Annotated in this window: 8 protein-coding genes; 6 read left to right on the top strand and 2 right to left on the bottom strand. The window is 40.4% G+C overall.

Annotated features, from left to right (window positions below):
* Positions 1–63 precede the first annotated feature (63 nt).
* Positions 64–1,716, top strand: a complete 1,653-nt coding sequence (locus QUD05_RS16900; RefSeq protein ID WP_289797085.1) for an S-layer homology domain-containing protein — start codon at positions 64–66, stop codon at positions 1,714–1,716.
* 9 nt (positions 1,717–1,725) lie between these two features.
* Here QUD05_RS16900 and QUD05_RS16895 read toward each other — a convergent pair whose 3' ends face one another.
* Complete coding sequence (locus QUD05_RS16895) at positions 1,726–2,163, bottom strand: VOC family protein (protein WP_289797084.1); 438 nt, start codon at positions 2,161–2,163, stop codon at positions 1,726–1,728.
* Positions 2,164–2,397: 234 nt separating this feature from the next.
* On the opposite strand from QUD05_RS16895, the gene QUD05_RS16890 reads away from it, so the two are divergent.
* Positions 2,398–3,177 carry an MBL fold metallo-hydrolase gene (locus QUD05_RS16890; protein ID WP_289797083.1) on the top strand — a complete coding sequence of 260 codons (780 nt, stop codon included), beginning with the start codon at positions 2,398–2,400 and terminating at the stop codon, positions 3,175–3,177.
* A gap of 99 nt (positions 3,178–3,276) precedes the next feature.
* On the opposite strand, the gene QUD05_RS16885 is transcribed toward QUD05_RS16890, so the two are convergent.
* On the bottom strand, positions 3,277–4,293 hold the full coding sequence (locus QUD05_RS16885; RefSeq protein ID WP_289797082.1) for a mechanosensitive ion channel family protein: 1,017 nt from the start codon (positions 4,291–4,293) through the stop codon (positions 3,277–3,279).
* Between the two features lie 112 nt (positions 4,294–4,405).
* Here QUD05_RS16885 and QUD05_RS16880 point away from each other — a divergent pair, with 112 nt between their 5' ends.
* The 4 genes from QUD05_RS16880 (at position 4,406) to QUD05_RS16860 (ending at position 12,306) form a co-directional block, all read left to right on the top strand.
* Positions 4,406–5,323 (top strand): histone deacetylase family protein, encoded by a 918-nt coding sequence (locus tag QUD05_RS16880; RefSeq protein WP_289797081.1) that lies wholly within the window; start codon positions 4,406–4,408, stop codon positions 5,321–5,323.
* 237 nt (positions 5,324–5,560) lie between these two features.
* Positions 5,561–10,060 carry a translation initiation factor IF-2 N-terminal domain-containing protein gene (locus QUD05_RS16875; protein WP_289797080.1) on the top strand — a complete coding sequence of 1,500 codons (4,500 nt, stop codon included), beginning with the start codon at positions 5,561–5,563 and terminating at the stop codon, positions 10,058–10,060.
* Positions 10,061–10,824: 764 nt separating this feature from the next.
* The gene (locus QUD05_RS16865; protein ID WP_289797078.1) at positions 10,825–11,298 is read left to right on the top strand and encodes a hypothetical protein; all 474 of its coding nucleotides are present in this window, start codon (positions 10,825–10,827) and stop codon (positions 11,296–11,298) included.
* Positions 11,299–11,478: 180 nt separating this feature from the next.
* Complete coding sequence (locus QUD05_RS16860; RefSeq protein ID WP_289797077.1) at positions 11,479–12,306, top strand: fimbrial biogenesis chaperone; 828 nt, start codon at positions 11,479–11,481, stop codon at positions 12,304–12,306.
* Positions 12,307–12,477 lie beyond the last annotated feature (171 nt).

Here is a 12,477-nt window from a genome sequence, read left to right as displayed (position 1 = left end):
TGTGACTTTTTAGACGAATGGTAGTGTGGGATGAAATACATAACTCAAAGTAACTTTGCTCAAATGAGCAAATTTGTTATTGCTGCAACCTCTGTAGCAATATTTTCGCCAATATCTTCTGCCTATGCAGCTTTAGGGTTCTCTACCATCGTCGCTCAAATAACAGATAATTCCACAGAACAACAACTTTTAGCCCATAAAGAAGTAGAAACAAGGAATCACACCACTATCCAACGGCAAACTGTGATTACAGAAAGCCGTAACGTTTCGGTAAAAGCGAAAAAAACAGGTTTTAGCCTTGCCATTTGGCAACCATCTGGTAATTTTTCAGAAGTGATTGCTCGCATTTCTGTTAAAAGTAAAAGTGGCCAGGGCTATTTAAAAGAGCAGTTTTTGGGTGATTACAAGTACAAGATTAAGCAAAAAGCAAAATTTGTTAAGGGGTTAAAAGCTAGCGATCGCATCGTCGTGCGATTGTATGATGTTCAAAACCGTTTTATTGGCTACAGCGAATTTGAATGTTTGCCAGCAAATACCACAGTTAACCTGATTTTGTCAGCCAAACCTAGAGAATACCAAGTAGTTCGCACTGTTTATGGTGTTGATGCTGACCAAAACGGCACTATTGACGCAGGTACTAACACTTACGACTACTTCACCCAAGTCAGGAACCAACGTGTTATTTTCCTGAGCAGTTCCCAAACTTTTCAAGGTAGTCAGTTCCAAGTAGAAGGTTTGTCAAAAATTGCCGGAACCAGCGTTTATCCCGTCTCTTTTACTCAGGGTGATTATGCTTTAGTGCGTCAGTCCTTCGTGAATATCTTTAATTCCGACTTGGCAAAGGTTTTGCAAACTACTCCTGGCAACTTGGTACAGGTGATTGAAGTCAGCGATAACTCTAGCTACGACATTAGCCAAATGCTAATGAATTATCGCCAAGTTAGACTGTCTCGCCCTTTCCAAGTTGAGTTTTCTGATATTTCTACAGACTACTGGGCTAAAGATTTTATTGCCGAATTGGCCTCAATGGAAATTCTCGAAGGTTTTCCTGATGGGACTTTCCGCCCGGATGCACCAGTAACTCGTGCCCAATTTGCGGCAATGCTGCGGAAAGCGTTTGCCAAGGGGAAAATTCGCCAAGCAGTAGCATTTAAGGATGTCTCAACTCGATATTGGGCATACAATGCCATCAGCGAAGTTTATCAAATGGGCTTTTTAAACACTGTTATTGGCAAGGATTTCAACCCCACTCAAAGGCTTTCTCGCCTTGATATTTTGGTAGCATTAGCGCGGGGATTAAATTATCAAAGCAGTGGTTCCACGGATACGATATTATCTGTTTATAGTGATGCAACTACTATTCGTAGTGAATATCGCAGTCTGATTGCTGCTTTGACACAACGCGGTATAGTCGTCAACTATCCCAACGTGAACTTGCTAAATGCTGAACGGGTAGCAACTAGGTCTGAAGTGTCTGCTTTGGTATATCAAGCTCTGTCTAGTACTGGACAGGTAGCAAACATCTCCTCGCAGTACGTCGTTGGACAACAACAAGTTGCAGTTGAGCAGCAGACTGAAACTTCAAGGGCGCGCATCAAACCGCGTCGCCATTGCAACCAAGGAATTGGTAATGGTGCTGAGGGTTGCGACCCAGGTAATTCCCGTCCTCACGGTGGTAGTAACGACGAAGGTGGACGTACCCCTGGTAATAAATAATATTTTCTTTTAAGAGACGCGATTAATCGCGTCTCTAGCTTGCTCGACTGTAAAACTAATTTCCTGACCATAGGAAATTTCTAATGTATGACCATCTGGGTCTTGAAGATAAGCCCAGTAACCAACCGGATGGCCCCAGTCATTTGGCCCAGCCAACAATATTCCCTCAGTGCGTGCCTCATTGCACAGGCGATCGATTTCCCCACGATTCTGATAAGCTACCCCAAGATGGGATTGTGGTAAAAGTGCGCCTTCTACTTTCGCTACTTTAATTAGGACAATCACAAAAGGTCTAGTCAGGTCACTAATCCAAGCAACATCTGATTGAGTCGCTTGATCAATGCGATGATGCACGACTGTCATCTGAGCATACTTTGCATAAAATGAGATACTTGCATCAACATCACTGACTGCAAGTGCAATGTGAGTAAAACCAAGATCGGACATAAAAAAACTCCGTGGTAGACTTGACCGGACGAATAGACCTCTTGCAAAAATATATTTTTGCAAGAGAGGGAAAAGGGTAAAGGTTAAAGGGAAAAGATTTTGAGTTTCTTTTACCTTTTCCCCTTCCCCTTTACCTGACTTTTGCAAGAAGTCTAATGTAGGTATTGGACTGAGTGCTTACTAAGAAAGGTGACACCATTGATAATGAAGGTAGGCGTTATCTTCACAAAATTTATGTTTTTAACTTGGTTAGACAGCAACTCTTGGTTACTGGAAATCGGCGAGAAACGAATACTAATTGACCCTTGGCTGGTTGGTTCGTTAATTTTCAGCAATTTAGAATGGTTATTTAAAGGTTCGCGATCGCAAGAGCGCCCAATCCCAGATAATATCGATCTAATCCTTTTATCTCAGGGTTTAGAAGACCATACTCACCCACCAACACTTAAGCAACTCGACCACAGCATCAAGGTTGTAGCTTCTCCCAATGCAGCCAAGGTAGTACAGCAATTAGGTTACACTCAGGTAACAGTATTGCCTCATGGTGAAACTTTCACTTTAGATAATCAAGTTGAAATCAAGGCTTTCCCCGGCTCGCCCATTGGCCCCACTCTGGTAGAAAATAGTTATCTCCTCAAAGAATTGGAAAGTGGTTTAACTGTATACTACGAGCCTCATGGATATCATTCTCCACAACTTCAGCAAGCTGCACCTATCGATGTAGTGATTACACCGTTTATTGACATGACCCTACCTTTGCTTGGGCCGATTATTAAAGGGAAAAATAGTTCATTAGAAGTAGTAAAGTCGTTAAAACCTCAAGTAATATTACCTACTGCGGCTGGTGGGGATATATTCTTTGAGGGATTGTTGATGAAACTTATTCAGACTAAAGGAAGTAGTGAAGAATTTCGTTCGTTGCTAAAAGAGAACAATCTTTCAACGCAGGTACTTGAACCGAAACCAGGCGATCGCTTTGAACTACCATTAGAAAAACGAGCATTAGCAATCTAAGTTGCACCTAGCCCTAGCGATTACAAATCGAGGTTTTCAACCCGCGCAGGCGGGTTTCGTCTGTATAGCCGCGACTTCTAGTCGCCAGGGCTAATTTTGTTACATAGCTGAATTATCTTGCATATACACTTGTCTAATCGGAAAAGGAATTTGAATTCCTGCTTGCTGATAGCGCTTGTGTAATTTTTTTACAAACAGATGTTTCCCAATGCGCTGATCGAAGTATTCACTAACGCGCATATAAAGCGTAAAATCTATACTAAAATCATTAAAAGTATGAAATCTGATATATGGTTCATTTTCTTTTAAATCCGGTGCAATTTCTTGCATAACTTCCTTGGCAACTTCTACAGTCACTTTTTCAACTTGTTCTAAATCGCTATCATAACTGACACCAACATCCATTGTTAAAGTAATTTCTTTTGCAGGTAAATGATAATTTGTGAAAATCGCAGAAGACAACTTAGAATTGGGAACAATGACTACATTATTTGAAATTTCTTTAATCGTCGTATTGCGCCAAGAAATATCTATCACATATCCCTCATGTCCAGCATCTAATTTTACATAGTCTCCGGTTCTAACTTGCTTAGAAATAATTAAGTAAAAACCAGAAAACAAATTTGCCAGTGTGTCTTGAAGTGCCAAACCAACTGCTAAACCACCAATACCTAAAGTAGTAACTATTGGTGTAATTTGAACACCTACCGTTTGCAAAATGATTAATGTTCCCAAAACTAAAACAGTAATCTTAGCAAGGTTAGAAATTAGTGATGTGGGAACCCCTTCTGCTCTACGAATATATAAATTAAGAAAACCAGCAGTCAATTTGGCTAAAACTAGCGTTACAGAATACAGCAATGCAATCGTCAAAACTTTTTGCAGTACGATCGCAATATCAGGTCTTAGGGGTGCGCTCAAAATTGCCCAAAAAAANCCGGCAATGACAAACCAAATAAATGTCATGCGGTGCAGAGAGTAAAATATAATATTACCCCCGGCAATTCGTTTATTCTTAACGAATATTTCCAGCTTTTTGAAGATAACTTTTTCACCAATTATTCCAGCCAATAAGCCAGCTAGAATAAATGCAATCGGTATAATCCATTCCATCATATCAATTCTAAATTTGAAATTTTAGATTTAGGAGAGCAGCATTTTTGCTGTGATTATGGCTAAATTTTAGCTTGTTAGTTGTCGGATTAGCTGCTTGAGATTTTCTTTCCTTATGGACTTGCCAATTATTTACCACCCAGATTACATTGCTCCTCTACCTGAAGGACATCGCTTTCCGATGTCTAAATTCCGACAACTCTATGAATTGCTGTTAGCCGATGGTGTAGCGAATCAAGAACAATTTCACACCCCTGAACTTCCGCCACTAGAATTGATAGAGTTAGTCCATACCCCAAGCTACGTTCAAGCTTACTGTGAAGGAACCCTAGACCCCAAAGCACAGCGACGCATTGGTTTGCCTTGGAGTCCAGCATTAGCAAATCGTACTTGTGTAGCGGTAGGTGGTACGATACTGACTGCAAAACTGGCACTAAGTCAGGGTTTAGCTTGTAATACGGCTGGTGGAACTCATCATGCCTTTCCTAGTTATGGGTCTGGTTTTTGTATTTTCAACGATTTAGCGATCGGCTGTCGCGTTTTACAAAAATTTGGACTCGTCCAAAAAATCCTCATTGTCGATTTGGATGTCCATCAAGGAGACGGTACAGCTTTTATTTTCCAAGACGACGATAGCGTTTTTACTTTCTCTATGCACTGCGAAGTCAATTTCCCCGGTACTAAACAAAACAGCGATTTGGATGTTCCTTGCTTGATGGGAATGGAAGATGACGCTTATTTACAAACCTTGGCGAATTATCTATCAGATTTATTGTCTAAAGTCAAGCCAGACTTAGTATTTTATGATGCTGGTGTTGACCCTCATATAGGCGATCGCTTGGGAAAATTAGCCCTTACCGATGCTGGCATTTTTCGCCGGGAAATGCAGGTTTTGAGTACCTGTATGAGTAGCGGTTATCCTGTCGCCTGCGTTATTGGCGGCGGTTATGCTGATGACATGAAATCCCTAGTTTGGCGTCATTCCCTGCTGCATCGTGCTGCCAGTGAAGTTTACCATCAGTACAAACTATAGTCATTTAATGGGCAATACTATCCCAAATCGTCAAGTTCTTAAACGCAGAGAAACGAAAAGGTACGCAGAGTATTTCCAAATATAATTCGTAGCGAATAGGACTAAAATAAACTTTGCGCTACTCTGCGCTTACCTCTGCGCGACGGCAGTCGCTACAACGGGGGGAACCCCCGCAACGCGCTGCCTCCCCTTTGCGTTGAAATTTAAACCCTATTTTGTCAGCAAAGGCACTACTGGATGAACAACGGCAAACTCAGAATATACGAACTAGCAAAAGAATTGAATTTGGATAGCAAGAAGCTATTAGTAATTTGTGAAAAACTAAAAATTGCAGTTAAAAGTCATACTAGTGCAATCTCAGAATCCGATGCAGAACGAATTCGTATAGCGATAAATAAACTAACAGCAAAATCCTCGAAAACTAAAACAACCTCTGAAGATTGGGGCTATATGTTTATAGCTTCAGCAATTGATAGCTTTATCCGCCATCTTGAAGGTGAAGCTGCCCTTAAATCATATTCTGAATTTAGAGAGCGGCGCGATCGCGCCAATGAATTAATGTATGAATGTGTAGGGAAAAAGCCTTCTCTCTTTTATGTACGTCGTAAAGGTGCAGGCAAAGAAGCAAGAGAAGAAATTTGGGATTTGACCATAGCAACAGATTCTGATGATTTTCAGTTACCTACAAGACTTGAGAAGCTCAGAAAAACATTAGGATTTAGAGCGGCTGTACCAAAAGATGGACGGGGAGGTTTAAAAATACTATCGGCTCAGTTATTACAGCTCTCACGGGGACACGTCGATAGCTATGCGATACCTTGTCGCTTACGTTTGCTACCTAATCATCAGCATCATCTCGACATTGCACCCACGACCTTGAAACGCATTGCAGCCGCACCAGTTTGTGGCGAAAATGTCCCTACAGAAGATCAGCTTAAAGCTTGGAAAGCGTTTTTGCAAATTGAAGAAAAAATTGCGAAAGCGCGTCAGTTTTGCGTGCGTTACGTAAGTCATAACTATAACTTCAAAAGACGGATTAGTTTTGAAATAGATGTAGGCTCAGCCACCCTTGACGGCTTTTATCAAAATTCCCTCGATGTAGAAAACTTCTGGGAACGAGCAAGACGCACAAAAAACGAAGATTTAAAGCTTTTTGAAACTGCTCCCGTCGGCAAAAATTGGATTAGCGGTCGTCAATTAGGGACTGTTGAAGAAGTTGACCCCAACCGTTGTGTTATCAGCCTCCGACTAGAACGCGACTTAGCTGAATTCATGGCAGCAGAGCGTTATAAGTTGCCAGATACAGGATTTTTGTGTTTTGAGGCAGTTGGTGATATTCAGCAGATTCAGCGTAAGAAAAAAGCTTTAGATGATTTGAATAACGGTTACACCCAAAATCCCTATTTGGGTAACTTTTTATTCGATGCTTCTCAGGCTAGACAAATCAAAACAACTGTTGAACTTCAACCACAAGATTTATTATTATCTTCTGCAAATCCTGGTCAGAAAGCAGCAGTGGAAAAGGTACTTGCCGCTCAGGATCTTGTTCTCATCCAAGGGCCACCGGGTACTGGGAAAACTACCGTAATTGCCGAGATTTGCTATCAAATTGCCCTTCGCGGTGGACGCACTCTAATTGCTTCTCAAGCCAATTTAGCAGTGGATAACGCCCTGAGTCGATTAGTTCACAACCCAGTGATTCGGGCTGTACGCAAGGGGAGAGCCGAAAAAGTTGGGGAAGAAGGACAGCCATTTCTAGAAGACCAAGTGATTGGCAGATGGCTAGAAAATACTGCAACTGACTGTGAAAATAATCTGACTCAACGGCTGGAAAATATTAAAATTTTCACTCAATTACTGGCATCATCACAAAGATTTGCAGCCTACTTCCAAGCAGAGGAAGAATTTAATCATCAACAAACTAAATTCAATAAAAATAANGGTAAAACTAGAGGTAAACTTTCAAAATCAAGAAAAATATTACAACGAAACTGTAGAAAGACAGAACAGGTTGAATCACTAATTACAAAATTAGAAAATATATTAAATACTTTACCAAATATCAACTGGGAAGCTTCAGAAGTTACAGATTTTTTGCCACTTCTTAAACCCTATACAGAAGGTAACAGTTTAGTAGAAGAATTTTTAGCAAATGTTCGTCAAACCATCAAATATACTGATGAACTTGGCTTTGTGCGTCCAGCGCTTGGTGCTTTTGGTTTAGCGGTTTGGTTGCGTGAAACTGTAGCAAGAGAAATTTCTGGATTTAAAACTGCTTTGACTTATGCTCAGGAGGCAAGTAAAGCCATCTTAGAAGTTGCGGCATCAGTGGAGGTTGTCAAACAAAATTTCGCCTCATTAAATCAGTTACAACCAAATTATCAGCAATATCTTGCCAAACTGCAAAATATACAGCAAACAATCCAGATATGGCAAAATCGCCAACGGGAAATAGATTACATTATTTCAGCAGTTAAAGAATGGAAATCTACAGCACATTCTCATCTCTATCAAACTTTAAAAGAATGTCATCAATCAGGTTTACCACTCACAGAAAATTTAGTTGACTTACCGCTAGGTTTGTTGATGTTTGCTAACACATTAAAACTACCAATAGTACCAAAAAATTATAAAATAAATTTACCTGAATGGGAAGTATTAGCAAAGGCGATCGCTTATGAAATAGACGGAGGTTTTACTGATAGACAGGGGAAACAGCATAATTTCAGCTATTTTTTACAACAAAACTTTAGTCAGATTCCAATGGTGCTATCAAAGAGCGATACCTACGGTGGGCAAAGCCTACGCACCCAATGGCAAGAAACCTATCAACAGTTCAACAACTATCAGCTACTCAACCCCAAACAGCGAAAATTACTAGTTGAAAATACCCANGGTTTTTTAGTTAGAATACAACGGACTTATGGCGCATCATGGGAATGGAATAACATTGATTCTACTCTCACCCGCCTTACAGAAGAATTGCTAGATACTATCCTTGCAAATGCGCGTCAATGCGTTTTAAAAGTCAAAACCGAAACTGAACAACAGCTTCAACATCTACAACGACAATTAAATGAACTTCAGAAAAATGAAGTTAGCCAACAGCAAATATCTATTACTCAAGCTGAGGTAGAAAAAGCACAGCAAGATGCTAATTTCCAACTTGGACAAGCTATTAATATCTTGCAAGAGCTTAATCAAAAAAATATCCCCGCTCAATTACGTATTCTAGTTGAAAAATATCTTGCAACACAATCAAATATTTGGGAGCATCCCCAAGAATTTGCAAATCAAGTAAATTTTTGTATAACTTCTATTAGTCAGCTTGAAACTTTAATCTCATCATTAGAACCTTTTGCTGTACTGGAGATAATTAAACATTATTTAAATGAGCATTTATCAAAGCTAAAAGTAGAAACTGAAACTTCTCTACAGCAACTTCAGAAATTACAAATTAATCTACGTGAGATAGAACAAAAATTACAACCACAGCCATCAGAAAACCTAAGAGAAGAACGAAGCTGGTGGTTGACAGAATGGCAAGCAATACCTGATAAATTTAAACCAGAAAATTCCCAAGCCGACTTATTTAGTATAGAGTTTTTACGCAATATCAATACTCAGTTTGAATCTTGGCAACAACAACTCCAGACAGACGAAACTTATCTCAATAAATATCAGAATTTTGTTCAAGATTGGATAGGAAAATTAAGAGAGCCAACTGAAGGCGATCGCGATGATTTAAGGCGCATTTATTTAGATAATGCTAATGTCGTCGGTATCACCTGCGTTCAAGCTGCAAATAGAGGGTTTTCGGAAGAATTCAAATCATTTGATGTCGTTATCATTGATGAAGTTAGTAAATGTACTCCACCAGAGTTACTAATCCCTGCATTGAAAGGCAAAAAGTTAGTTATGGTAGGAGATCATCGGCAATTACCACCCATGCTTGATACTAGCACTTTAGAAGAAGTTGCCCAAACAATAGGCAATACAAGAGACGAACTACAATTCTTAGAAGAATCACTATTTAAAAGTCAGTTTGAATCTGCTGATGAAAGCATTAAACAAATGCTAACTACACAATATCGAATGCATCCATTTATTATGGGAGCAATCAATCAGTTTTATGAGGGTAAACTAGAATCTGGGATTTTGGAACCTGACACAAAACGCGCACATCATTTAGCAGATGAAATTATCCGAGAATCTCACCATATTCTCTGGGTAAAAACGCCTATTGAGAATCAGTTTTTAGAGCAAAAAAATGGAACTTCTTACTTTAATACTCCAGAAATTGATGCGATTGAACGTTTGTGTCAGCAGTTTGAGAATACTTGGGCTTCTAAAGTTGCTAATGGTGAACCCAAAAAAGAAATTGCCGTAATTACATTTTATGGCGCTCAATTAAGAAAAATTGATGAGCGTTTGCAATCTGAACTTTTCCCTTCCCTAGAAATTCGTACTGGTACTGTAGATAGATTTCAAGGTATGGAAAGACCTGTTGTAATTGTCAGCATGGTTCGCAACAATAGTAAAGGAGATGTGGGATTTGCCAAGAAGCCAGAACGGGTTAACGTTGCATTTTCCCGCGCTCAAGAACTCCTGATAATTGTGGGTTGTCATAATTTATTTACCCATCAATCAGGTAAAGTCGGAAGTATGTATTCAGAAGTTTCAAATATTGTCAGTCTTCATGGAGGTTTCGTTGATGTTTCTCGCCTCTTCAGCTAAATCTGTGGTGTAGCCCCCCGCACGTTTTGTGCGAATCGACAAAAAACCTAAATTTCATAAACCGTAACTTGGGCTAAGTATCTTAACGGAATTTGCTCTTAGAGATAGAAATATCGTATTTCTGCGGTCGATAATGTAGCATTTGATAGCTATTCTAAGAAAAGCACTGAGACAAGACAGCGCTGAGTAATTAGTTAACTTCTTTATGCTTTACCGTCTAGCGTTAACCTCTAGCCTGGTGCTGGCAAGTGCATTAAGCTTGCAGGCATTCGCTCTAGATCGAGCTGTGCTAGCTCAAAGTGCAGATGTTCCGTTCAGTGGAACAGTTCCAGCTGAAGCTACCTTTATTTCTTCTGCCCCTGGCACTGCTGAACCAACTATTTCTAGCACTTCTAGTGGAATTGCGACAAATCTTGAATCACAAACTCCTGCCACTATCGGTGTGCAAAGCAGCACATCTGCAACTGTTACTGTTTCTCCTCCCAAGCTTGTATCTGGCCCTAGTCCCGATCCATCTGGGACAACGCACATTGGCTTTTTAAAATTTGGTTCGATCAATATTCGCAGTGATGTTGGTGGTGGGAGCGCAACNTTTGCTNNNGCAGGTAACACCAATCTAGAGGTGAATTTGTTAGTAGAACGACCAGTAGCGTTTACGCCAGGAATTTATACCTACGTTGTTACCTTAACTATCGCACCATAACTGCTTTTCTTGTTGATGCTTCGTTTGATTGAACTCTAATTCATTTGAGAAGGATTTAAAAATGATTCGTCGTTCTTTATTAACCGCTGCTTTGATAATTGTTGGTTCTGTTGCTGTTGCACCCAAAACAATGGCACAAACTGCTGATGTTCCTTTTACAGGAAATGTCGGTGGTGTCTGCAACTTCGATCAAATTATCCCTGGTAAATTGGGACTCAACCAGCCGACTAATGCAACTGCACTAGCGGGAGGATTTACTGGAGGGCAATTTGGTAAGGTTTTTGTTAGCTGTAATCAAGGTGCCAGAGTGAGTATATCTCAGCCACAGCAGACCGGAGGCCCTGCGTTTACACCTATGTTCTCTGCCGGACATATCAACTCATCTTTTGGTAGTACGAGTTCTCAGGGTGGTAGTCCTGTGTTACTGCCCCCTGGTAGCGGTTTGCCTTTGGATATAGACATGATCGTAGATAAGGGCAGTCCCCTTCTTCCTGGAAACTACAGCTATGTAACAACCTTGACTATCGTGCCATAGTCTAAAATTTTTCCCGTTTCCTTCAGATTGATTGAGAAAAATAATTGCTGAATATCTTGTCGCTAGAGAATAAATTTTCAAGCGGCAAGATATTTTTCTGATTACCCAGAGATAAAATAACCCTGCTTTTGGGAATTATAAATCAGGAATTAAATTTACAATCCCGCCATATTTATAAATATGCTCAATAATAATTGGCGCTCTCTAGCTGCTGTTAGTGCTGGCTTATTCGCCCTAATATTGTTTCCTGGTGCTGCTAAAGCACAAATGAGCGTTTCTCCTCTGGTGATTGAAGCCAAGGCGGAACGCGGACAAGCCCAAGGAATGATTACAATTTCCAATACCAGTAAGACTCCTTCTCGGATTCGGATCTATGCTCAACCTTTCACATATAGCCGCGATACAGGGTTTCAAACCTTATCCTCTAGTCCCAATGACCTGACAAAATATCTGCAATTCTCACCGCGTGAGTTGACTGTCAAACCAGGAGAAGTTCGGCGGGTGCGCCTCATTAGCCGCTTGGCTCCTAATTTACCTGATGGGGAATATCGTGCGGTAGTGTTTAATGAAACTCTCAGTGAATCCAAAGATGCTGCTGGTAATAACGTTACTTTGGTGGCACGAATTGGCGTGACATTCTACGTCAGAAAAGGCAATCTTTCTCCACAATTAGCGATTGATAGTGCCAGCTTTAACCCAGAGCAAAAACAAATTCAAATTTTAGTTCGCAATCAAGGTCAAGCAACTGTTCTCCCTAGTTTAAATTGGACTTTGCGCCAAGGGCAAACTGTTATCAAAACTGGGCAGGTAGATACTAATGCTGTGGTGGCAAATAGCGATCGCAATTTCTTATTAAATTACCCCAATAAAGACCAACCAGCCCTCAAACCCGGTCAATATCAGCTAAGTGGTGAGTTGTTTTGGGGTGAAGACAGTAAAAAAACTAAGTTGCCCTTCAATTTAAATATTACTATTCCTACACAAACAGCGGCATCAAATAAAAAATAGCTTGTGTAAAAATTCGTAATTCATAATACTTCGGCTCCCTTCTCTACGAGAGGCTGCACTTCGACTACGCTCTGTTACCACGCCAACGGCTTCTCTACGAGACGCTACGCGTTAGCGGAGCTTTCGCTTTAGCGATACGCTCAGGGCAAGACGCTCAGTACAAGTTCGTAA

This window comes from Nostoc sp. GT001, from assembly GCF_030382115.1.
Taxonomy (GTDB): Bacteria; Cyanobacteriota; Cyanobacteriia; order Cyanobacteriales; family Nostocaceae; genus Nostoc.
The sequence above is the reverse complement of the archived record's forward strand: the minus strand, read 5'-3'. Positions and strand labels throughout refer to the sequence as shown.